This window comes from Rhizobium indigoferae, assembly GCF_034554815.1.
Lineage (GTDB): Bacteria > Pseudomonadota > Alphaproteobacteria > Rhizobiales > Rhizobiaceae > Rhizobium > Rhizobium leguminosarum.
In genome coordinates this window covers 696,162-719,120 of the sequence record NZ_CP140637.1, presented here as the reverse complement: position 1 = coordinate 719,120, position 22,959 = coordinate 696,162, and the positions used below count along the sequence as shown (strand labels likewise).

Sequence of the window (22,959 nt, the reverse complement as noted above, 5' to 3'; positions counted from 1 at the left end):
GGAGACTTGAACTGTCAGAGAGTGAAGGCTTTGCGGAAGGCTTCGAGGGCGGCGTCGGAGTCTCCAGATGCCCAGGCCTCCATGCCGATCGGACCGGAATAGCCCATGGCGGCGAGCGCCCTGGCGATGCCATTCCAGTTGACCTCGCCTGTGCCCGGTTCAAATCGGCCGGGAACGTCGGCGACCTGAATTTCGCCGATCCAAGGTAGAGATTTGCGGCATAGTTCGATCAGATTCCCTTCGCCGATCTGCGCGTGATAAAGGTCGAGATTGAGCCTCAGGCGCGGATGATCAATGCTGGCGACCAGCGCCAGCGTGTCCTCGGCGCGGCCGAACGGGACGCCCGGATGGTCGACAGGGAGGTTCAGGTTCTCCAGTGTAAATGTCACGCCTTCCTCTTCGGCGAGGTCGACGATGCGGGACAAGGTGTCGCGGGCCTTGAGCCACATGGCTCCTGTCACCATCTCGATCGGCTGGACCGGGAGGCCACGGTCGCCAAGTCCGGTGCCGTGAAGGTTCAGGCGTTGAACACCAAGGCGCTTGCCGACCTGTGCGGTCTCGCGAGCCGTCTTGAGCAGCTCGGCGGCACCATCGTCGTCGGTGAGGCGGCCCGTCAGATAGCCGTTCATGATCGTGAACGTCGCTCCGGTCGCTTCGAGCTTGCCGATGTCGTGCTCTGGCCAGTTCCAGAGACCCACGCCGAAACCGAGTTCTTTGAGACGGGAGGCGCGCCATTCGATCGGCTTGTCGCGCCAGATCATTTCGGCGCAGGCTGCGAGCGGGAACGAAGAAGTCATGTCATTACCAGGTCCGGTCGTCGCCGGACTCCTCTTGGCTTGTTTCTGGATCGAGCCGATCATCGATCGGAGTGAGGTGTGGCTCCGAACTCCGGGGCCACGGTGCGGGCTAGATGGTGCCCCCGAGTTCCTGCGAAACGGACTGCAGCTCCTTGCCGCCTGCCATCAGGTTCTGAAGCTCGTCGATGCTGATCTCGCCCTTCGTAAAGGTGCCGAGCGTCTTGCCGCGGTTGAGAACCGTGAAGCGGTTTCCGACTGCGTAGGCGTGGCGCACGTTGTGGGTGATGAAGATCACGCCGAGGCCCTTCTCGCGGACCTGGTTGACGTATTTTAGCACCATCGAGGTCTGAGCCACGCCGAGGGCCGACGTCGGCTCGTCGAGGATCAGGACCTTTGCGCCGAAGTAGACCGCTCGTGCGATGGCGACGCACTGGCGTTCGCCACCGGACAGCGTACCGACGGCCTGCTGCGGATCGCGTACATCGATGCCGATACGGTGCATTTCGTCGCGCGTGACGTTGTCGGCGAGGTCCATGTCCATGGTCTTGAACGGGCCGAAGCCTTTCAGGGGCTCCCGGCCCATGAAGAAGTTCCGGGTGACCGACATCAGCGGGATCATGGCGAGGTCCTGATAGACGGTGGCGATGCCCGAATCGAGGGCGTCGCGCGGGCCTGAGAACAGCCTCGGCTGGCCATCGACGAGAAACTCGCCGGAGCTCGGTTTGTGCACGCCAGCGAGTGTATTGATCAGCGTGCTCTTGCCCGCGCCATTGTCCCCCAGCAGGCACAGAACTTCGTTGGAATGCACCTTCATCGACACGCCATTGAGGGCGATTACGGAACCGAAGTGTTTGACGAGGTCCTTGACCTCGACGAGGGGCGTCTGGGAATTGCTCATCACCGTTCTCCCGTAACGCGCTTGCGGATGACGTTGTTGAAGATGACCGCGATCAGCAGCATGCCGCCGAGGAAGACGAGATACCAATCCTGGTCGATAGAGGTGTAGGTCAGGCCGATCAGAACCATGCCGAACACGATGGAGCCGAAGAAGGCACCGATCGCCGAACCGTAGCCACCCGTCAGGAGGCAGCCGCCAATCACCGCGGCGATGATCGCCTCGAACTCTTTCTGAAACCCGCGACGCGCATCCGTGGAGCCTGCATCGAGGACGGTCAGGATCGCGACGAGGGTGGCGCAGAGCGCCGTGATGACGAATAGGGTGGTCTTCACCCGACGGACCGGGACACCGGACTTCTGGGCCGCCCATGCATCGCCGCCAGCGGCGAAAATCCAGTTGCCGAAACGGGTCCGGAGCAGTAGCCAGGTTGCGCCAAGCGCGATGGCAATGAACCAGAGGATTTCGACGGGAATGCCGGGCACCTGCGGATTGCCGTTGGGAAGCTTGGCGATCACGCCGAGCTCGGCCATCCAACGGAACAATCCCGGAAACGCATCGCCCGAGAAGATGGGGGCAAGGGGACTGTTGGCGGCGGCTTCCTTCATTCCACGGAGCTGGGTGGAACCGCCGCTGGCCCATTTGAGACCTACGAGTGTCAGGCCTCGTAGAATGAAGAGGAATGCAAGCGTCACGATGAACGATGGCAGACCCGTCCGGATCGTGATCTGGGCGTTGGTGACACCGATGCAGACCGCGAAAGCCATGGCGATGAGAATCGCGACGCTGAGGGGAAGCTGGAGCACAACGAGAGCTGTGCCGAAGACGAGGCCCGCAAAGGCCACCATCGAGCCGATGGAAAGGTCGAACTCACCGCCGATCATGAGCAGCGCGGCACCGATTGCGAGGATGCCGAGCTGCGCGGCCGGGGCCATGAAGTTCATGATGCCCGCGAGGGTGAACATCGCCGGGTTCGCGGTGAAGACGAAGAAGATCGCCACGAGCACCAATCCGGCAACGGCTCCGAGTTCGGGGCGGCGTAGGAGGGAGGTGAAAGTAGACACCTTCTTCAGCCGCTCATCGGCGCGCGAAGCCGTCGCGCCGTTTTGGTCGTTGACGAGGGACATGGCCCGTTCCTTTAAGAATGGTCGTTCAAGTCGCGCCGAAGCCAGAGTGTGCGAGGGAATGGCAAGCGCGTCAGGCAAGAGTGGCGGCCCCCGTGGAGGTTGGGGACCGCCGGGCTTCGCTTAGCGAATGCCCTGGGAGGACTTCTCGATGACGGAAGCAGCGGTGTCCTTCTCGACGAAGCTCGGACCCGACGGGACATTGCCTGCCGGGATGGTACCGTAACGGGCGTTGAGCGCGAGGAAGGTCACGGGCAGATAGCCCTGCAGATAGGGCTGCTGGTCTACGGCGAACAGCGCCTTGCCGTCGGCGACGGCCTGGAGGAAGTTAGCCGAGAGGTCGTAGGAGGCAACCTTGACCTTGTCGCCATTGCCCATCTTTTCGACTACAGCGACGGCACGTTCGCCGACGAGCGGAGCGGAGAGACCGAGGACCACGTCGATCGACGGATCGGACGTCAGGGCAGCCTGAATCTTGGCTTCGATTTCGGCCGGATCGGCGGTCGTCGGAAGCACAGTTACCTTGCCGCCTTCAAAGCCCTTCTCGGTCCCGGCGCAGCGCTGGTCGAGCGCGGCATTGCCGACTTCCTGGTTGACGCAGAGGACATGCTTGAGGCCGAGCGACTTGAGCTTCGCGCCGACCTTGATGCCTGCCGGAGTTTCATCCTGGCCCACATGGAGCCTGATGCCGAGCTTCTCCTGGGCGGCGATGCCCGAGTTCATCGAGATGACCGGGATGCCCGCTGCGACGGCCTTTTCGATCGCCGGACCGAGAGCGTCCGGATCGGGATTGGAAATGACGATGCCTGCCGGATTCTGGTTGACGGCGGCTTCGATCAGCTGGCCCATCGCGACCATGTCGAAGGTTTCGGGCGCGCGGTAGTCGACCTTGACGTTGCTGTCCTTGGCGGCCTGCATCATGCCGTTCTTGACGATCGACCAGAACGGGTCCGATGCCTGGCCGTGTGTGACGGCGATGATGGAGATTTCCTGCGCCTTAACGGCGACGGCAGTCGAGGTGGCGACACCGAATGCGATTGCGCTCACGGCGAGCGTCTTCAGCAGAGCTTTCATTTCTTCCTCCTGATGGGCCGACCACTCCTCTGGGCGGCGAAAACATCTTGCACCCGGGTGCAAAATAGCTTGCACCCGGGTGCAAGTGGGTGCATGTTACCTGCGGATGTTATAAAAGCAAGAGATTATTTCATCGGCAGGCGAGATGGAAAATTTGTTCCATCAGAGGGAGAGACATGCGAAAGCGGGCAACAGCAAAGGAAGTGGCGGAGGCGGCGGGGGTGTCCAAATGGACGGTCATCCGCGCGTTCAAGCCCGGCGCGTCGATCACCGATGAAGCCAAACGCAAGATCATGGAGGCGGCGGAAAAACTGAACTATTCGCCCAATCTGCTCGCGCGCAGCCTTTCGACGAACGTCACCCATCAGGTCGCCGTGCTCGTCGACGACTTCGCCAACCCGCAGAAACTTCCGTTTCTGGAATCCTTGACCGAGCGCCTGCAGGCCGAGGGTCTCGTGGCGATGCTCATCAATATCAACAATCACTTCGACCATGTACATGCGCTTCTCAATGCCGACCAGCGCCTGGTCGACGCCATCATTCTCCTCGGCACCGCATTCAGGGACGAGACCTTGAACGACCGTCGCTTGGGACCGGGGATGCCGCCCATGTTTGTTCTCGCGCGCGATAGCCAGATCGAGGGTGTCCCGGCGGTCGTCTGCGACTCGGAAGTCGGCCTGAGGGATATTGTGGACCATCTTCATGAACGGGGCTATCGGCGGCCAGGCTTCATGACCGGGGCCTCGGCGCTGTCGACCGCATTGAAGCGGAGGCACCACTTTGCCGAGTTCTGGAGGCAGAAGGGTGTCGACCACATCGTGGACATCTCAGCCGAGCGCTACAGCCATGAAGACGGCGCAGAGTCGGCCCGGAGATACCTTCAGGAGACTCCCGCTAGCGAACGGGTCGATGTCCTGATGTGCGAAAATGACATTCTGGCGATCGGTGCGATGGAGACCGCGCGGAGCGAATTCGGCCTCCGGGTCCCTGACGATATCGCTGTCGTCGGATTCGACAACTACGAACTCGGCGGCACGCCGGCCTTCGGCCTCACGACTTACGAGCAGCCGTGCCGCGAGATGGTCGACCTCATCGTGGAAATGATCACTGGCAAGCGCGAAGGAGAGACCATTTCCCTTCCGGGCAAGCTCGTCGTCCGGTCGTCCACGTGACCTGAAACCTGTCATTCGAACCTGCGCCCTGCGGCGCGGGATCGCGAACCCGGGCGCAAAATTTGGAGACGCAGATGAACCAGTCCCTATCCTCCCTCCCGCCAGGCGTCCGTCTTGGAGTGAGTCCGTTGTCCTGGGCGAACGACGTTCTCGAGGACCTCGGCGCGAACATCCCGCTGGAGACATGCCTGGATGATGCGGCCGCAATCGGCTACCAGGGCGTAGAACTCGGGCGCAAGTTTCCCCGTGATGCCGCGACGCTTCGTCCGGTTTTGGAATCGCGCGGTTTGGAGTTGGCTTCTGGGTGGTATTCGGGCGAACTGGCGGAGCGCGACGTTCATGCCGAGATGGCCGCGGTGGCCCCTCATGCTAGCCTCTTACGCGACATGGGCAGCTCGGTCATGGTCTACGGTGAGGTGGCGATGATGACGCCCGGCGCTCCCCTTGACGCACCGATGTCAAAAAGGCTTGTCATGCCCACCCATGAAGTCGCTGCGTACGCGGTCCGGCTTACGGAATTCGCCAAGCGCCTCCAAGATGCCTATGGCCTCCGGCTCGCGTATCACCACCATCTCATGATGGTCACCGAGACCCTTGACGAAGTTTCCACATTGTTCGACCGAGCTGGAGGTGATGTCGGCCTTCTTCTCGACACCGGACACGCGGTTGGCGGCGGCTTCGACTACACGCGCCTCATCGATCGCTTCGGCGACCGGATCGCCCACATCCATCTCAAAGATGTTCGTGGCAAGGTAATGGAGATGGTGAGGGCGGGTGATCTCAGCTTCAATGAGGGCGTGCGCTGGGGCATGTTCACGGTTCCCGGTGATGGCGACGTTGATTTCGCCCCCGTCGCTGATTTCGTGCGGAATGGCTGCTATCGCGGATGGTTGGTCGTTGAGGCTGAGCAGGACCCCGAATTGGCTCCACCAAAGCCTGCGGTCACGGACGCATTTGATCGCGTCCGTCGGCTTTTCGCTTGAGGATGTCCGCTATTGGCGGATTGTGTTGAAAAAGGCGGCAACGGATCAGCGTCTCATATTGCCTGAAATGCTGTTGCGCGACTACGGCTTGGACTCGCTTTGCGCGCAATCTTGTCTGGCCACAGGCAAACAGTTGGAATTGTGTTCCTCGCGCTTCGCGTGAAAATCACTTTGAACGCGGTCTAGTGGAGTCTTTCAACACAATCTGCGCGAAGCGGCCACGAGCTCCGTTCGACCGGTGACACCTGGTGACGAATTCGTCCATTGCCCCAATCCTCTCCCGCACAGCGGAAACGATGATAGCCGTCATTGGCCCTGGCACCAGCCGTGGCGCGCGCCATCCCATGGCCGGGCTCAGCTTTCCTTGATCAAAACATCGCCCAGCGAATTGTCCGCACGAGACACGGTTCGTAGTTGCGTCCATACTTATCTTTAGGCGTATCGATATACCATCGACGACGCAGTTCGTCCGATGGCTGTCGGCGCAGAGCACGAGAGACGCCGATTGCGCGTCTTGTGCAGGCGCTTTGACGAGAGCAGCAGCGCTGCCGAGATGGCCGTTGTGACTAGATGTGAGCTTTCAGGAGGTTGTCCATTCGGAGCTGATTGAGAAGCCAAGCACGGCGCGATCGCCGAGGAATTCACCGCCGACTGGCAGCCGCCCGATGGCGGCGCCTATCGCGGCCAGAACTCCAACATGCACCTGACCGAAGCGCTAATGGCGGCCTTCGAAGCCACCAGCGACCGGGAATATTTGACCAAGTTATTCGTTGATGCCCGGGGCGAGAATGGACGTCCTGGTTGGTCAGGTCCTGAAAGCCAAGGCTTTCCTGCTGGCGCATGCCGATCGTTTTGGCGCCACGTCAAAGCGGTTTTCCGTCAGCGGCCACTCCGCCGGTGCACATCTTACAACCTTTCTCTTCCATCGCTCGCCAGCGCCTTTGGGTGTAATAGCTGCCTTCCTGCTGGGCGGGCTCTACGATCTCGAACCCCTGCAGACGTCTTTCCTGCGTGACGAGATCGCCTTGAGCGACGAGGAGGTGCGACGGTTTACGCCCATGCGTCACGAGCACGATCCTGCAACGCGTGTCGCTATCATGACCGGCGAACTGGAAACTGATCCGTTCAGAATCCAGGCAAATGCGTTCAGGGACATTCTTGCCGCCCAAGGGCTTGAGGTGCGGGCATCGCAGATCGCAGACGGCAATCACATGACCACGGTACGCGATCTCGCCGTCGCTGGCACACCTGTGGCGGCAGCATTGCGCGCCTTGATTGCCAATGATGCCGGTGAGGAACCGAAGCGATCACCCTTCCCCTGACCGCCGCTTTTCCGTGGTCGTGGCGATCGAAGCGTGATGCATCAGCTCCTATGGCCGATACCAAGTCGTGCTGATCCGCGTCGTCGAACGTCGCGCAAAGGCCGACCGCGTCCTAAAAATCGGCGACTTTGCCCCAGGCGGATCCCCCGAACCGGTCGGGGTGGTAAGGCCCGGGATCGATGATCGGCTCATCGCCCGTGACGATATCGGCGATCAGATGACCGGCGCCTGGCCCGATGCCGAAGCCGTGGCCGCTGAAGCCGGCAGCGAGGATGAAACCGGGCAAGGTGGCGATCTCGCCGATCCCCGGCACGCCGTCTGGCGTGCTGTCGATATAGCCCGCCCAGTTCGCGCTGATGGCGGTTTTCTTCAAGGCGGGCAGAAGCTCGAGTGCCCGCGCATGGGTAAGGGCAATGGTGGCCTCATCGACCATCGGGTCGAGGATGCGCATGCGCTCCATCGGCGTCGGCCTGTCGAGCCGCCAGCGTGCCAGAGATTCGTGACCCGAGCGAAAGCCCTCCAACCCGCCTGGTGCGAGACTGCGCCAGCGCCGGGCAAACATCGGCAGGAACTGCCGCGCGAAGCGAAACTGCTGTGGCGTCGGATCGACGCGGGCGCGGCCGCTGATCGCCAGCGTGTGGCCGCCATCGCGGCGTCGCGTCACCGAAACGGCTGATGTGTGCAGCGCATCCGGCAAGCTGCTTGCGCCGGGAGATACGGAGAGGATCGAGGAGCGTATCGAGGCTTGCGGAAACCGAATGCCGAGCTGGCGGCAGAAGGAGGAGGCCCAGGCGCCGCCGGCAAGGATCGCGATTTTCGTGCGGATCGTGCCATGCTCAGTGACGACGCCCGAGAGCCTGCCGCCTTCGATCTCGATGCCGCGGGCTGCACAGGACTGATGCACCGTGCCCCCGAGTTTAAGGATCGCACGTGCAACGGCCGGCGCAGCGCTCGCCGGATCGGCGGTGCCGTCGGTCGGCGAAAACACCCCGCCTTTCCATGAAGCGCCGGTGGCACGCCCGCGTTCGGTCGCCTCCGCGCTGCTCAGCATATGTGTCGTGACGCCGACCGAGCGGGCGAAATCGCGCCAACGGGCCCAGCCGGACAGTTCTTCATCGCTATTGCTGAGGTAGAAGAGACCGCAACGACGAAAGCCCGTATCCTCCCCGGTCTCAATGGCGAAGCGCTCCCACAGGTCGAGGCTCTTCGTCGACATCGGCAGTTCACGGGCGTCCCGGTTCTGCTGGCGGCACCAGCCCCAGTTGCGGCTCGATTGCTCGGCGCCGATCAGGCCCTTCTCGACGAGGGCGACCTTCAATCCGCGCCGGGTGAGATAATAGGCCGCGAAAACGCCGACGATGCCGCCGCCGATGACCACGACATCAGCAGTGGAAGGCAGTTCCGGCGTGGTGTCGACGCGATTGAGCGGTGCGGGCATGGGACAATCTCCGTTTTAACCGTAGTGTAGCGGATCCGACGCCACGGCTTTGCCGGAGATCGGTTGGTGGCAGCAGAAGATTCCGTGTTGGGAGGACACGAGCAGCCGTTTGTGCTTCGGCCTGTCTCGCAACGCGATCGACAGGCCAACGTCATGTGTTAAGGTTGGTGCCGGGAAACAAGCAGCATAATCTGCTGCGTCATTGAGGGCGTGTGCGATGAAACTCGACCGGATCGACGTAAAAATTCTCTACGAACTGCAGAAGAATGGCCGCGTCACCAATGTGGAACTCGCCGAACTGGTCAATCTGTCGCCGAGCCCCTGCCTGATGCGGGTGAAGAAGCTGCAGTCGGAGGGCTACATCGAAGGCTATTCGGCTCAGATCAACGTCAGCAAACTCGGGCAGACGCTGACGGTGTTCACCGAGATCACCCTGAAGAACCATCGGCAGATCGATTTCGCCCGCTTCCTGGCGGCGATCGAGAAGGTCGACCAGGTGATCGAATGCCATCTGGTTTCGGGCGGCTACGATTATCTGCTGAAATTCGTCACCGCCGGCATCGACGAATACCAGACGATCATGGAGCGATTGACCGACCTGGACGTCGGCATCGACAAGTATTTCAGTTTCGTCGTGCTGAAATCGCCGATCGTCAAAGCCCACATGCCGCTCACCACCTTGTTTCCGCTTTAGCCGGCGAGTGACCGCAGCCGGAGCCCGCTCCTGATCCGCAAACTCCCCTTGGCCGAGTGTCCCAGCGCAATCTCTCAGGGTTCCGGACCGACTTCGCCCAACTGCATCTCTCCGATCTTAATCGGTCCTGCGCAGATGCCGATTCTCCCTGTCGCAGGTTGTTCTCCCCGTAAATATAAGTTTCGATTGGTTGGAAGGACTTACGACAGAATTTCGGGCTTTCTTTCCGAAGCGATGTTCGCTGCCACTTGCAGATCTCTTGCCGTGGAACCCAGGCTTTTCAACATGACCTGCCCGGGTGCGCGCTGGGTCTGGCAAGCGCCTTGCTTCTGGTTTCGAGAGGGGCGGCGCGGTAACACCTTGAATCGGCGCTCAGTGCCGGCAATAGGCCCGCACCAGCTCCGGATCCTGCTGGAGCCCGTCGAGCCAGGCCGGATCGAGCGTCGGCACCGATGAGAAGAGCAGTTGCGAATAGGGATGTTGCGGCGCCTTCACCGTCGAGGATGTGATTTCTTCGACCTTCCGGCCTCCATACATCACGACGATCTCGTCGCAGATTGCCTCCACCACCGAGAGGTCGTGGCTGATGAAGATGTAGGAGAGGCCTAGTTCGCGCTGCAATTCCTTGAGCAGGTCGATGACCGCTGCGGCGACCACCGTGTCGAGCGCCGAGGTGATCTCGTCGCAGAGGATCAGCTTCGGATCGGCAGCAAGCGCCCGCGCAAAGTTGACGCGCTGCTTCTGCCCACCCGAGAGTTCGCCCGGCCGGCGATGGCGCAGGTTGCGGGGCAGGCGCACCATGTCGAGCAGTTGATCGATCCGGGCGTTCCGCGCCTTTCGATCCATGCGGTGGTAAAAGACCAAAGGTCTGTCGAGGATGTCCTCGACCGATTTTGCCGGGTTGAGTGCGGTATCGGCATATTGGAAGACGATCTGCATCTCGCGCAACTCATCGCGCGAACGCTCGCGCGCGTTGCGATGCAGTTCCGTGCCGTCGAAGACGATCTTGCCGACGGCCGCCGGCAGGATGCCGGCGATGGTGCGGGCGAGCGTCGACTTGCCGCAACCGGATTCGCCGATAATGCCGAGATTACGGCCTTTTTCCACCTTCAGGCTCACATGCTCGACCGCGCGAACGAGTGGCAGGCCATCAGCCTGGCGCTGCCCATAGCCCGCGACAAGACCTTCGATGCTCAGCAGGGTAGCCGTCGCGGGTTCGGCGGGGCCAGTTGCGCCGCGCGGTTTCGGTTCGAAGGCCGCGAGGAGCTCCCTGGTATAAGGGTGCTTGGCGTTGTTGAGTATTTCGTCGGTGGTACCGGTTTCCTGGGTCTCTCCGCCTTTCAAGACCACGATGCGGTCGGCGATCTGGGCGACGACGGCAAGGTCGTGCGAGACATAAACACCGGCGATACCACCCTTCTTCATGACCGACTTGAAAGCCCGCAGCACTTCGATCTGGGTCGTCACGTCGAGCGCCGTCGTCGGCTCGTCGAAGATGACAAGGGTCGGGTCGCCGATCAGCGCCATGGCGGCGGCCAGACGCTGCAGCTGGCCACCGGAAACCTGGTGCGGATAACGGCTGCCGATCGTCTCGGGGTCCGGCAGGGACAGCGCCCGGAAGAGCTCGACTGCCCGGGCACGCGCCTCATCCGGCGACATCAGCTGATGAATACGCGTGACTTCGATCACCTGGTCCATGATCGATGTGGCCGGGTTGAAGGCGGCAGCTGCCGATTGCGGGACATAGGCGACTTCCGTGCCGCGCACCTTGGCGCGCTGCTTCTCGCTGAGCGTGACCATGTCCTTGCCGCCGACCGAAACGCTGCCGCCGGAGATTCGACAGCCCGCACGGGTATGGCCCATCAGAGTCAGGGCGATTGTTGTCTTGCCCGAGCCGCTCTCACCGATCAGCGCGACGATCTCGCCCTCGGCAACATCGAGGCTGACACCCTTGATGATCTCGACGCGCCGGCCGGAATCGGTGGTGGCCTCGACCTTCAGGTCACGGATTTCGATGAAATTGCTCATGACACACTCCGGTCGCGGATTTTCTGCGGCAGGTTGTCGATCAGCAGGTTGACGCTGATCGTCAGGCTGGCGATGGCAAGCGAGGGAAACATCACCGCCGGCGCACCGAATGGCAGGCCGCCGATATTCTCGCGCACGAGCGCACCCCAATCGGCATAGGGCGGCTGGACGCCAAGGCCGAGGAAGGAAAGCCCAGACAGGAGCAGAACGATGAAGACGAAGCGGATGCCGAGATCGGCAAGCACAGGCCCGACGATGTTGGGCAGGATTTCCGAGCGAATGAGATAGAGGGTGCTTTCTCCGCGGATGCGCGCGACGGTGATGAAATCCATCGCATTGATGTTGACGGCGAGCGCCCGGGCGAAGCGGTAAGCGCCGGGGATGTAGATCACCGACAGCGTCAGGATCAGCACCGGGACCGAGGAGCCGACGGCAGCGACGACCACCAGGCCGAACAGCTTGCTCGGGATGGAGTTGAGAGCGTCGAGGAAGCGGCTGAGGATCGTGTCCAGCCAGCCGCCGGCCACCGCTGCGATCATGCCGAGCACGACGCCGCTGAAGCATGCGATCGTGACCGCCGCCAGCGAGATACCGACCGTGTAGCGCGCGCCCATCAGAATCCGCGAGAGCATGTCGCGGCCGAGATAATCGGAGCCGAGCCAGAGTTCCCGGCTCATCGGGCCGAAATAGTCCAGATCGATGATCTCGCCGACGGGGTAGGGAATGACCCATGGCGCGAAGATCGCGACGAGCGCCCATAAGAAGATGACGGTGAAGCCGATCGCGCCGACGATGTTGAAGCGATAGCCAAACGGGGTTCCGGACAGCCGGCCGGAGGTGGTTTCGGAACTGGTCATAGTCATCGGAGCCTCGGATTGGAAAGGATGGCGATGATATCGGCGATGGTGATCAGCAGCAGGTAGCCCAGGCAGAAGATCATCGCGCAGCTCTGGATCAGCGGCAGGTCGCGGGTGGCGACGGCATCCAGCATCAGCTTGGCGATGCCGGGATAGTTGAAAATGGTCTCGACGATGATGACGCCTCCGAGCAGATAGGACAGCGAAAGCGCGACGGCATTGACGATCGGACCCAGCGCATTGGGCAGCGCATGGCGAAAGACGATGCGCGGCCGGGAGGCGCCCTTGAGCAGCGCCATCTCGACATAGGGCGTGTTGAGCGTCTCGATGACAGCCGCGCGCGTCATGCGGATCATCTGGGCCGAGACGACGAAGGTGAGGGTGATCACCGGCATGGCATAGACGCGCAACAGGTCGGTCAGACTGTGGACTTCATTGGCGAAAGACAGCGCCGGCAGCCATTTCAGATAGACGGCGAAGATGAGCGCTGCGGAGGTCGCGACCATGAACTCCGGCACGGATATGACGCCGATGGTGATCACGGTGACGATCCGGTCGTAAAGGGTGCCGCGCAGCATCGCCGCAGTGATCCCGAGCGTCAGCGCGATCGGTACGGAGAAAAGCGCGGTGACGCCTGCAAGTTTCAGCGTGTTGACGAACCGGCCGGCGATGAGAGCGGCGATCGGCATTTCGTTGGCATAGGACGTGCCGAGGTCGCCTTGCAGCAGCCCGACTAACCAGCGCAGGAAACGAAAGAGCGCCGGTTCGTCGAGATGCATGGCCTTGCGCAGGCCTTCGACGGCTTCCGGCGTGGCGGCTTGGCCGAGCAGGATCGTCGCCGTATCTCCAGGCAACAGCGTTGTCGCGAAGAAGACGGCGAAGGAGACGATCACCAGGGTGATCACGGCGACGAACAATCTGCTCAGTACAAGGGATAAGACCTGGCGGTTCACGGGCGTCTTCCCTTTGCGTTCGAGTTGAGTTCCATCAATGCAGATGGAGGAACTGGGGCGCGGCTGCAGCCCCAGTCTGCTTTGCTGTATCAGGCTTCAAGCCAGACATATTCCGCGAAAGCGTATCCCATCTGGCCGCCTAGCGGGTTGGCTTCCAGGCCCTTGAGCTTGGCGGTCGTGGCATCGACGTTCGAGATATAGGCCGGAATGATTGTACCAGCTTCCTGGGCGACCATGCCCTGCATCTCGTTGTAGATCGTCTTGCGCTTGTCTTGATCGAGAGAGCCGCGCGCCTCGATCAGCATCTTGTCGAACTTCTCCGACTTGTAGTGGCTTTCGTTCCACGGAGCGTCCGAGGTGTAGAGCAGGGAGAAGAGGATATCGGGGGTCGGCCGCGGGTTGATATTGCCGAAGTGGATCGGCGCCTTGAGCCAGTAATTGTCCCAATAGCCGTCAGATGGCACCCGCTGCACGTCGAGCTTCATGCCGATTTCTGCGCCGGCCGCCTGGATGATCATGGCCATGTCGATCGACGAGCTCGCCGCATCGGAAGCGATGATCGGGATGGATTGGCCAAGCACGCCGGCCTTGTCGAAGTGGAACTTCGCCTTCTCAGGATCAAAGGCTCGCGCTTTCAGCTCTGCGTCATGATAGAAGTTCGCCGGTGAAACGGGTTGATCGTTGCCGACTTCACCGAGACCGCGCAGCGCCGATTTGACGATCTGTTCGCGGTTGACGAGATACTTCATGCCCTCGATGAAGTCCCGCTTATTGCCAGGCTCCATATCCAGTCGCATGTTGAGATTGGTATAGTTGCCGGACGTCGTCTTAGACAAGGTGAAGCCGTCGCCCTGGGCCTCGACGAGGCGCATAGAGCGCGGATTGATGGTGGCTGCAAGATGGATGTCGCCCGCAAGCAGTGCGTTGACACGGGCATTGTCGTCGCTGATGGCGAAATATTCGAAGGAATCGACATTCGGGCCGGATTTCCAGTAGTTCTTGTTCTTGATCCCGACCGAGCGAACGCCCGGCTCGAAGACTTCCTTGACGAAAGCGCCGGTGCCGTTGGCCTTGGTGAAATCGGTCGTGCCGTCGGAAACGATCATGAAGTGATGCATCGATAGAATGGTCGGCAGGTCGGCATTCGGGCTGGCGAGTGTGATCTCGACGGTCTGTTTGTCGACCGCCTTGAAGCCGGTCATCTGGGCGGCGATCTTGGCGACCTTCGAGCCGACGGCCGGGTCGAGATGGCGCTTCAGCGAAAAAACCACGTCGTCGGCGGTCAGCGGCTTGCCGTCATGGAAGGTGACGCCGCTCTTCAGCTTGACCGTCCAGGTCTTCGCATCCTTGGACTCGATCGCGTCGGCAAGCTCCATCTGCGGCGTGCCTGATTTGTCGAGGAAGGTGAGGCGGTTATAGAAGGAGCAGCACCGGACATAGTCGGTGGAGAGTGACGCCTTGGCGGGGTCGAGCGTATCGGCTGTGGAGGACGACCAGCCGGCCGCCTTGAGCGAGCCGCCGGAAACGGGCGTAGCGGCGAGCGCCTTGCCGGCGCGGCCAAGCACGAGCCCGCCAGCTGATATGGCCACGCCGCCCGCTAGCATCATATGCAGCAACTCGCGACGAGTGGCGCCACGACGGATGGCGGTTTCGACCATGGCGTCGTCGGATCTGGTCCAATTAGTAATCTTGTCGTTCATCTCATTCCCCTTTTCTTGTGTGGCGGGCTGCCCGTTCCGGGCAGGTCCGATCTGCTTTCAAAGTCAGGCGCGCGCGGCGGCCACGGCATCGGCAAGGCCGGCCATGGAGGTGAAATGGTAGTCGGGTTTGGTGAACTCGGCCGGCTCGATCGTACCGCCGTAACCCTTCTCGGCATGTCGCCGCTCGATCCAGCAATTGGTCAGCCCGAGTTTCCGGGAAATCCCGATGTCGTGGTACTGGCTCTGGGCGACATGCAGGATGTCGTCCTTTGAATGTCCTTCCGAGGCGACGTAGTCGAATACCGTCTCGAAGAATGCGGGATCGGGTTTCTCGGTCCCGGTATCATCCGCGGTGAAGGCGGCATAAAAGGGATTGCCGAGTTCCTTCTCGAAGAAATCGAATGCCCAGCGGCGGGCGTTGGTCATCGCAACGAGACGGTAATCCTTCGCAAGACTTGTCAGCGCTGCGGCGCTGTCTGCAAAACCCTTCCAGCGCTTGGCCGAATCCCGCAGCCGTTCGCCATATTTTTGATCGGCGGGCAGGCCGAGCTTTGGCGCGATCGAGAGGTAGACGCGCACGAGGTCGTCGGGGAAGAGGTCGGCATCCTCGGAGTAGCGGGCTGCACGGTAAAGGCTAAGAGCCTGCTCGCCGTCGATTTCAGTCCCCGCCTCGGTCGCGATCTCGGCGAGGCAGGTCTTGATGCCGCCTTCGAAGTCGATGAGCGTGCCGACGACGTCGAAGGTCAGGTATTTGAATTCCGGAAGGCTTTTGCTCACGTGAATTCCCCAGTGTTCGGCTCCGATGGGAGCTCGGCTTCTCGAAGAAGAAAATTCTGTTCCGCTGGCGGGGTCTTTGTCCCGCTCTTGTATGGAAGGCCGGCTTCTGCCGCGGCCTTTCGTTGATTTCAGTGTGTCACCTGCACCGCACCGGATTCGCCGAATAGGCATCATGAGGCGGCACAAAATACCGAATCTGACCGTTTCGCGATATTCTCAGGCCTGCAGCGCCCGACGCACATCCGGGTCCTCCAGCGTCTCGTCCAGCGTGATGCGGGTGCGTTCGACGATCGCGTCTATCTCCGTTTCGGTGCAGCAGAGCGGCGGAGCATAGCCAAGCACACCATTGCCGAAGGCGCGGATGACGAGGCCGTTCTCCCAGGCGCGATCGAAGATGCGGCGGGAGGGTTCGGCGGATGCCGGCAACGGCGTCTTGTTCACCTTGTCGACCACGAGTTCGACGGCGGCCAGCATGCCGCGGCCGCGGACATCGCCGACGAGCGGATGATCTCTCAGCGACTCCAGGCCCTGCATCAGCCGCGCACCGGCCCTGACGCCGTTTTCGAGAAGGCCATTTTCATAAAGCTTCAGGACTTCCAGGCCGACCGCTGCGCTGACGGGATGGGCCGAATAGGTATAGCCATGGCCGACGGCGGCAGCACCCGCGCCCTCGGCGATCGTTTGATAGACGTGATCGGCCATGAAGACGGCGCCCATGGGGACGTAGCCCGAGGTGAGACCCTTGGCGGTCGTCATGAAATCGGGCACGATCTCATCCTCGCTGCAGGCAAAAAGCGGGCCGGTGCGACCAAAGCCGGTGATCACCTCGTCCGCCACGAAAAGGATGTCGTGTGCGCGGCAGAATTCGCGCATGGCTTTCATCCAGCCTTTCGGCGGCACCAGAACGCCGCCCGAGCCCTGGATCGGCTCGACGTAGAAAGCGGCAACACGTTCCGGCCCGATCGCCTCGACCTTGCTTTTCAGCGCCGCAAGCGAGGCGTCGATGATCGCCTGCGGATTGTCGCCCGCCGGGTTGCGATAGGCGTAATGAGACGGAATTTTATGCTGCCAGTCGAAGGGAAGACCGAAGCCGGCATGGAAGGCAGGCAGCGCGGTCAAACCCGCGCCGACTGTCGAGGAGCCGTGATAGCCCTGTTCGACCGAGATGAATTGATCGCGCTCAGGCTGTCCTCGGGCATTCCAGTAGTAGCGGATGAAGCGGACCGTGCTGTCCACCGCATCGGAACCACCGAGGGTGAAATAGATATGGTTGAGATCGCCCGGCGCGCGGTCGGCGAGTTCGCCGGCAAGCCGGATCGCGGGCTCGGAGCCGAGGCCGAAATAGGCCGTCGCATAGGGAAGCTCGCGCATCTGCCGGGCCGCCGCCTCGACGATGCTCTCGTGGCCGTAACCGGCATTGACGCACCAGAGGCCGGCGAAGCCGTCGATCAGTTGCTTGCCGGAGGCGTCGGTGACCGTCGCGCCTTTGGCCGAGGCCAGCACGCGCACGCCAAGCTTTTCGTGGCCGCGGTAGGAGGCAACCGGATGAATGAGGTGGGCGCGATCGAGTTCGATGAGGGAATTGCTGTACATGGAGATCTCCGGATCAGCCGAGCGCCTGGCTGGCGAGGGCAAAGGTGGTGGCAGTCGGATCGGCGGCGTCGTTGGCCAACGGGTTTCTCATCGTGATTCCGCCGCCAACATGGGCGAGCCCGTGTTCGGCGAGCCATGGGGAAAGCCCGGTCTCGGCAGTGGTGTCGACCCTGAGGAACCGCCCAGGCCGTCTGGCGATGAAATGTTCGATGAGTTTCCTGGCCTGACCGAGGTCGGCGGCCACCACGGGTCCGATCACTTCACCGCGGCCGAAGGGACGCAGACACGCGAAGCCGGAGAGGCGGCCACCGCGACGAATGACGGCGAACCCGCCGATCCCGGTGAAATAAGAGAGCAGCCCTTCGCGGTCGGCGCCGAAGGCAAGGCGGTCGAGTGCCGCGATAGCAGGGAGGTCGGCGTCGGTAGCGGCTTCCGTTTCCGCCGGCGCGGCGATTTCTCCGGCAAGGCCCTGGTGCTGCAGCACGGTTCCCGTCTCGTGGAAGCCAAGCTTTTGGTAGAGCGGCAGACCTGCCGTCGTCGCCACCAGCCTCAGCGGCCGGTCTCCCGCGGCCAGCAATGCGGCGTCCATGAGTTTCCGGCCGAGACCCCTGCCGCGCATCGTCTCGTCGACGATGACCATATTGATCGTCGCACAATCGCCCTTGTACGGCGTGACGAGGACGGTGCCGACGACCCTGCCATCCTCGACCGCAACCATCCCGTCGCTCAAGGCGAGCGCCAGCTGCCAGTCTTCCGTCCGATGCGGCCAGCCCGCCTGTCTTGAGAGCGCGACGGCGGCTTCCAGATGGTCGGGGCCGAACGGGACGATTTCGATCTGACTTGCTTGCATGGGGGCGTCCTTCATATCGTACCCGCCAGTCTGCCGGAGCGCCGGCGGGCAGATCGTCTGAAGGCCATGGTTCAAGCAGTATCTTATGGCGTTGCTGTCATGGGGCGCCGCATCTTATGCTAGAACCGATCGATATTCATCGGATCCAGGCCCTGTCAGTGCATCATCGACAGCGCTGCCGTAAAGAAATCCTCGCCTCCGAAGTTTCCTGATTTCAACGCCAGAAGCATATCGCCCTGCGCATTGCCGACCGTGCGCAGCACCGGCACACCGGGCGCAATCTCCGGGCCGATCAGAAATGCCGGAATGGCGAGCCTGTCGACCGCCGCGCCCGAGGTTTCGCCGCCTGCGACCACGAGGCGCCGCACGCCTCTCTCCACCAGTTCGGCTGTGATGATCGACGTCGCGGTCTCGATTGCGTGGCCGGAGGCCTCTCGTCCATGGAGCGATTGCAGCCGGGACACGGTTTCAGGCGCAGCGCTCGCGGCGATGACGACGGGGCCGGCGGAGATGCGGTCTCCGGCCCAGGAAATCGCCGCGGCGATCTCATCGGGACCGGCAAGCAGCCGCTCCGGGTCGAGCCGCAGGACGGGCATCGACCGTTCGGCGACGTCGAGCTGGTGGAGCGTCGCCTTGGAGCAACTGCCGGCAACGATCGCGGAAAGCCCGCCCACCGGGCGAATGGCGTCCGTCGTCGTTGCGCCGTCGGACGATATCCGGCCGGAACGGACGAGCGCGCGGGCAAGGCCGAGGCCGAGGCCGGACGCACCGGTGGACACTGGCGTTTCCAACGCGACCTCGCCGAGTGTTTCAAGATCCCGTTCGAAAATTGCATCGGCGATCACAGCGGTGATGCCTGCCGTGCGCAGGGCATCGAGCCTCGCCTTGACGACGCCCGGTCCGGCCGCGATGGTCGTGAGATCGATCAGTCCGACAGCATTGCGCGATTGTCGGGTGAGAACCCGCACGAGATTGGCGTCATGCATCGGATTGAGGGGGTGGTCCTTGAGCGGGCTTTCGTTCAGCGGCTGACCACCGACGAAGAGATGGCCAAGATAGACGGTGCGTCCCGTTTCCGGGAAGGCTGGCGTCACCACCACGACGCCGCCGCCGGCCGCCTCGCTCAAAGCCTCGGTGACCGGACCGATATTACCGGCATCGGTGGAATCGAAGGTCGAGCAGATCTTGTAAAGCACATGGCCTGCACCCCGCTGGCGCAGCCACCGCTCGGCACAGGTCGCGGCCGTCACGGCATCCGGGGCCGGGAGGGAGCGGATCTTCAGGGAAACGACCACGGCGTCGACATCCGGCAGCGCCAGCGCCGGATCAGGGATGCCGACCGTCTGTACCGTGCGCAGACCGTTCTTCGTCAGCGTGTTGGCGAGGTCGGACGCACCCGTATAGTCGTCAGCGATTGATCCGAGCAAAATAGCCATCGTCTAGCTCCGTGCAAAAGGTTTGAACCAGCCAAGACCGTCCAGTGTGTGGCCGCGCGGGATGTATTCGCAGCCGATGAAACCGTCATAACCCAGGCGGTCGATTTCGCCGAACAGATAGGCATAGTTCAGCTCCTCCCCGTCCGGTTCGTTGCGTGACGGCACGCTGGCGATCTGGATATGGCCGGTGATCGACAGCAGGCGTCGCAACGCCATGGTGACATCGCCATGGATGATCTGATGGTGATAGATGTCGAACTGGAGCTTCAGGTTCGGCAGGCCGCATTCGGCAATCAGCCGCTCGGCGGCGCCGAAGTCGTTGAGGAAATATCCCGGCATGTTTCGCCCGTTGATCGGCTCGAGCAGAAGATCGATGCCCTTTTCAGCAAGCCGCCCGGCAGCATAGGTGACGGAGCGCCGGTAACAGGAGACGGCGTCTTCGTCATGAGGGTCGGCGATGCCTGCCATTAGGTGCAACCGTCTGACGCCTGTCGCCGCCGCATAGTCCAGTGCCCGCTCGACATCGGCTTTCAGCGCATCGAACCGTCCGGGAAGAGCCGCAATGCCACGTTCGCCTGCTGCCCAGTCGCCCGGCGGCAGGTTGAACAAGGCCTGCTGCAGATTGTTGCGGGCAAGCCGGTCGGCGATTGCCTCCGGTGTGGCTCCGTAGGGAAACAGGTATTCGACGGCGGCAAAGCCGGCATCGGCTGCGGCGTCGAAGCGATCGAGGAACGCCCATTCGTTGAACATCATCGTCAGGTTGGCGGCGAAAACCGGCATGTCTTGCGTTCCTTTTACAGGCTCTGCGGCTCTTTGGTGGTGCTGGGCAATTCAGCGCCGGAAAGCTTGGCATAGAGCCGTGCGAGCGAGGAATCGTCGTCACGGCCCATGCCCGCCCCGGAGGCGGCCAGATACATCTGCAAGGCGGCTGCCGCGAGCGGTACGGGATAACGCTCGGAGCGGGCCATGTCCTGGACGATACCGAGATCCTTGACGAAAATCTCGATGCTGCTGAGCGGAGTATAGTCGCCGGCCAGCACGTGCGGCACGCGATTTTCGAACATCCAGGAATTGCCGGCCGAAGCGGTGATCACCTCATAGACCTTGTCGAGGTCGAGGCACTGCTTGGCGGCAAAGGTTATGGCCTCACAGGCGGCCGCAATGTGCACGCCGGCGAGAAGCTGGTTGATCATCTTGAAGGCCGCGCCTTTTCCGGCCTCGTCGCCGAGCTCGTAGACCTTGGCGGCCATGGCGTCGAGACCCGGGCGTGCCGTATCGAAGGCCTGTCTGGAGCCGGATGCCATGATCGTCAGTTCGCCACGCGCCGCCTTGGCCGCGCCGCCCGAAATCGGCGCGTCGAGATAATGCAGGCCGAGAGCCTCCACCCGCTGGGCCAGATCGCGCGCGACGGCGGGATCCATGGTGGCCGACGAGATGAAGACGGCACCGGGCTTCATCGTTCGCGCGACGCCTTGAGGCCCGAACAACACGGCCTCGGTCTGCGCGCCGTTGACGACCACGGAGACGACGATGTCGGCGTCCTTTGCCGCAGCGGCAGGGGTCGCCGCGCCACGTCCGCCATCGGCGATGAAGCGGTCCACTGCCGCCGGCGTGATGTCATATCCAACGACGTCGAGACCTGCACGCTTCATCGACTGGGCCATTCCAAGCCCCATGGAACCAAGACCGATGACGGCTGCGACAACGGCCGAGCCCGAGTTTTCAGCAAGCGGTGGCATGAGGAGGTTCTCCAGTCTTGTGAGGAAAGGTATGCGCCCCTCCGGTGCCATCCCGGAGGGGCTGTGGTTTAGCGATTGACGGTTTTCGCAGGAACCGTCAACACGGCCAGCGAACCAATGACCAACGCAGCTGCCAGCAGATACATGCCGGCGCTGTTGGTGCCGGTGAAGTCTTTGAGATAGCCTACCAGAAACGGCCCAAGAAACCCGGCGAGATTGCCGACCGAATTGATCCAGGCGATGCCGGCCGCAGCGCCCGTGCCGGCAAGAAAAGCCGTCGGAAGCGACCAGAACAGCGGCGCGCAACTAATCGCACCCGCTGCCGCCAGCGAGAGGCAGACAATCGAGACCGTCGTGCTCGTCGCCATGGTCGCCGCGACAAAACCACAGGCGGCGATGAGGGCCGGGACGACGAGGTGCCAGCGGCGTTCGCGCAGCCTGTCGGCGGAACGTCCGAGCGCCAGCATGGCAACGAATGTGCAGATATAGGGGATCGCGGAAATCAGGCCGATATTGAGGTTTCCGCTGACGCCCGAGGCCTTGACGATGGTCGGCATCCAGAAATTCAGGCCATATTGCCCGAGCACGAAGCAGAAATAGATCAGGCACATCAGCCAGACGCGACGGTCGGTCAGCGTTGCGCCGATGCTGTGCGGGCTTGCCGTCTTGGCCCGGTTCTCCGCCTCGATATTGGCCGTCAGCACGCCTTTTTCCTCATCGTTCAGCCATTTCGCGCCCTGGATCGTATCATCAAGGTAGAAGAACGTCGCAACGCCGAAAAGAATGGCCGGAATGGCTTCGATCAGGAACATCCACTGCCAGCCGGAAAGTCCGTGCGTGCCGTGAAAACTGTCCATCAGGAGGCCCGAAAGCGGATTGCCGAAAATGGCGGATATCGGGATCGCCGACATGAAGGTGGTGATGATCCTGGCGCGGCGGTGGGCCGGATACCACGCGGTCAGATAGAGAATGATGCCGGGGAAAAATCCGGCTTCCGCAACGCCCAGCAGGAAACGCAGGACATAGAAGACGGTTTCCGACGAGGTGAACATGAAAGCGGCGGAAATGACGCCCCAGGTGAGCATGATGCGGGCGATCCACACCCGTGCGCCAACCTTGTTCATGATGATGTTGCTCGGCACTTCAAACAGAAAATAGCCGATGAAGAAAATGCCCGCGCCGATGCCATAGGCGGCTTCCGAGAGGCCGAGCTCGCTCGACATCTGCAGCTTGGCGAAACCGACATTGACGCGGTCGAGATAGGCGACCACGTAGCACAGCATCAAAAAGGGTACGATGCGCCAGAATACCTTGCCATAGGCGCGATCTTCGAGCGTCTGGGCGGGATGTGCGCCAACGACTGGCGCCTGCGTCTGCAGCGTCATGATTTTCTCCTCCGATTGTTGCCGCGGTCTCCTGTCGATCCTCCCGCGGCACGCCGAGCCACTTTTTGGCAGCGCTGCCATTTTCATTAATCCATTTTGGCAGCGCTGCCAACAGCAAATTGGTAGCGCTGCCAAAAAAACC

Annotated in this window: 19 protein-coding genes and 2 pseudogenes; 5 read left to right on the top strand and 16 right to left on the bottom strand. The window is 62.1% G+C overall.

The window, feature by feature from the left end; all coding sequences use genetic code 11:
- Nucleotides 1-14: 14 nt before the first annotated feature.
- From U5G49_RS29825 to U5G49_RS29810, 4 genes are all read right to left on the bottom strand, one after another.
- Nucleotides 15-797, bottom strand: coding sequence for a TIM barrel protein (locus tag U5G49_RS29825; RefSeq protein ID WP_193443038.1), 783 nt, complete (start codon nucleotides 795-797; stop codon nucleotides 15-17).
- Between the two features lie 109 nt (nucleotides 798-906).
- Nucleotides 907-1,695, bottom strand: coding sequence for an ATP-binding cassette domain-containing protein (locus U5G49_RS29820; RefSeq protein ID WP_193442635.1), 789 nt, complete (start codon nucleotides 1,693-1,695; stop codon nucleotides 907-909).
- Nucleotides 1,695-2,819: an ABC transporter permease gene (locus U5G49_RS29815; RefSeq protein ID WP_193442637.1), complete on the bottom strand. Its 1,125-nt coding sequence runs from the start codon at nucleotides 2,817-2,819 to the stop codon at nucleotides 1,695-1,697. The genes U5G49_RS29820 and U5G49_RS29815 overlap by 1 nt, the downstream gene beginning before the upstream one ends.
- Before the next feature lie 120 nt (nucleotides 2,820-2,939).
- The gene (locus tag U5G49_RS29810) at nucleotides 2,940-3,890 is read right to left on the bottom strand and encodes a sugar ABC transporter substrate-binding protein (protein ID WP_193442639.1); all 951 of its coding nucleotides are present in this window, start codon (nucleotides 3,888-3,890) and stop codon (nucleotides 2,940-2,942) included.
- Nucleotides 3,891-4,066: 176 nt separating this feature from the next.
- Between U5G49_RS29810 and U5G49_RS29805 the strand changes: the two genes are divergently transcribed.
- The 4 genes and pseudogenes from U5G49_RS29805 to U5G49_RS29790 form a co-directional block, all read left to right on the top strand.
- Nucleotides 4,067-5,062 carry a LacI family DNA-binding transcriptional regulator gene (locus U5G49_RS29805; RefSeq protein ID WP_193442641.1) on the top strand — a complete coding sequence of 332 codons (996 nt, stop codon included), beginning with the start codon at nucleotides 4,067-4,069 and terminating at the stop codon, nucleotides 5,060-5,062.
- Nucleotides 5,063-5,136: 74 nt separating this feature from the next.
- Nucleotides 5,137-6,045, top strand: coding sequence for a myo-inosose-2 dehydratase (gene iolE, locus U5G49_RS29800; RefSeq protein ID WP_193442643.1), 909 nt, complete (start codon nucleotides 5,137-5,139; stop codon nucleotides 6,043-6,045).
- A gap of 610 nt (nucleotides 6,046-6,655) precedes the next feature.
- A pseudogene (locus tag U5G49_RS29795) lies at nucleotides 6,656-6,808 on the top strand (AGE family epimerase/isomerase); the annotation flags it as partial.
- A gap of 1 nt (nucleotide 6,809) precedes the next feature.
- A pseudogene (locus U5G49_RS29790) lies at nucleotides 6,810-7,367 on the top strand (alpha/beta hydrolase); the annotation flags it as partial.
- Nucleotides 7,368-7,479: 112 nt separating this feature from the next.
- On the opposite strand, the gene U5G49_RS29785 reads toward U5G49_RS29790, so the two are convergent.
- Nucleotides 7,480-8,805, bottom strand: coding sequence for an NAD(P)/FAD-dependent oxidoreductase (locus tag U5G49_RS29785; RefSeq protein WP_193442645.1), 1,326 nt, complete (start codon nucleotides 8,803-8,805; stop codon nucleotides 7,480-7,482).
- Between the two features lie 217 nt (nucleotides 8,806-9,022).
- Here U5G49_RS29785 and U5G49_RS29780 point away from each other — a divergent pair, with 217 nt between their 5' ends.
- Nucleotides 9,023-9,499, top strand: a complete 477-nt coding sequence (locus tag U5G49_RS29780) for an Lrp/AsnC family transcriptional regulator (protein ID WP_018445089.1) — start codon at nucleotides 9,023-9,025, stop codon at nucleotides 9,497-9,499.
- A 372-nt stretch (nucleotides 9,500-9,871) separates the two neighbouring features.
- On the opposite strand, the gene U5G49_RS29775 is transcribed toward U5G49_RS29780, so the two are convergent.
- The 11 genes from U5G49_RS29775 to U5G49_RS29725 form a co-directional block, all read right to left on the bottom strand.
- The gene (locus tag U5G49_RS29775) at nucleotides 9,872-11,527 is read right to left on the bottom strand and encodes an ABC transporter ATP-binding protein (protein ID WP_193442647.1); all 1,656 of its coding nucleotides are present in this window, start codon (nucleotides 11,525-11,527) and stop codon (nucleotides 9,872-9,874) included.
- On the bottom strand, nucleotides 11,524-12,390 hold the full coding sequence (locus U5G49_RS29770) for an ABC transporter permease (protein WP_193442649.1): 867 nt from the start codon (nucleotides 12,388-12,390) through the stop codon (nucleotides 11,524-11,526). The genes U5G49_RS29775 and U5G49_RS29770 overlap by 4 nt, the downstream gene beginning before the upstream one ends.
- A complete protein-coding gene (locus tag U5G49_RS29765) occupies nucleotides 12,387-13,337 on the bottom strand; it encodes an ABC transporter permease (RefSeq protein WP_028742929.1) in 951 nt (316 codons plus the stop codon). The genes U5G49_RS29770 and U5G49_RS29765 overlap by 4 nt, the downstream gene beginning before the upstream one ends.
- A gap of 89 nt (nucleotides 13,338-13,426) precedes the next feature.
- Complete coding sequence (locus U5G49_RS29760) at nucleotides 13,427-15,037, bottom strand: ABC transporter substrate-binding protein (protein WP_193442652.1); 1,611 nt, start codon at nucleotides 15,035-15,037, stop codon at nucleotides 13,427-13,429.
- Nucleotides 15,038-15,100: 63 nt separating this feature from the next.
- The gene (locus tag U5G49_RS29755; RefSeq protein ID WP_193442654.1) at nucleotides 15,101-15,814 is read right to left on the bottom strand and encodes an HAD-IA family hydrolase; all 714 of its coding nucleotides are present in this window, start codon (nucleotides 15,812-15,814) and stop codon (nucleotides 15,101-15,103) included.
- A 216-nt stretch (nucleotides 15,815-16,030) separates the two neighbouring features.
- Complete coding sequence (locus tag U5G49_RS29750) at nucleotides 16,031-17,407, bottom strand: aspartate aminotransferase family protein (RefSeq protein ID WP_193442656.1); 1,377 nt, start codon at nucleotides 17,405-17,407, stop codon at nucleotides 16,031-16,033.
- A gap of 13 nt (nucleotides 17,408-17,420) precedes the next feature.
- Nucleotides 17,421-18,257 (bottom strand): GNAT family N-acetyltransferase, encoded by an 837-nt coding sequence (locus U5G49_RS29745; protein WP_193442658.1) that lies wholly within the window; start codon nucleotides 18,255-18,257, stop codon nucleotides 17,421-17,423.
- A 155-nt stretch (nucleotides 18,258-18,412) separates the two neighbouring features.
- Complete coding sequence (gene otnK / locus U5G49_RS29740; RefSeq protein WP_193442661.1) at nucleotides 18,413-19,693, bottom strand: 3-oxo-tetronate kinase; 1,281 nt, start codon at nucleotides 19,691-19,693, stop codon at nucleotides 18,413-18,415.
- A gap of 3 nt (nucleotides 19,694-19,696) precedes the next feature.
- Complete coding sequence (gene otnI, locus U5G49_RS29735) at nucleotides 19,697-20,473, bottom strand: 2-oxo-tetronate isomerase (protein WP_193442663.1); 777 nt, start codon at nucleotides 20,471-20,473, stop codon at nucleotides 19,697-19,699.
- Between the two features lie 14 nt (nucleotides 20,474-20,487).
- Complete coding sequence (ltnD, locus tag U5G49_RS29730) at nucleotides 20,488-21,432, bottom strand: L-threonate dehydrogenase (RefSeq protein ID WP_193442665.1); 945 nt, start codon at nucleotides 21,430-21,432, stop codon at nucleotides 20,488-20,490.
- 68 nt (nucleotides 21,433-21,500) lie between these two features.
- Nucleotides 21,501-22,817 carry an MFS transporter gene (locus U5G49_RS29725; RefSeq protein ID WP_193442667.1) on the bottom strand — a complete coding sequence of 439 codons (1,317 nt, stop codon included), beginning with the start codon at nucleotides 22,815-22,817 and terminating at the stop codon, nucleotides 21,501-21,503.
- Between the last annotated feature and the right edge of the window lie 142 nt (nucleotides 22,818-22,959).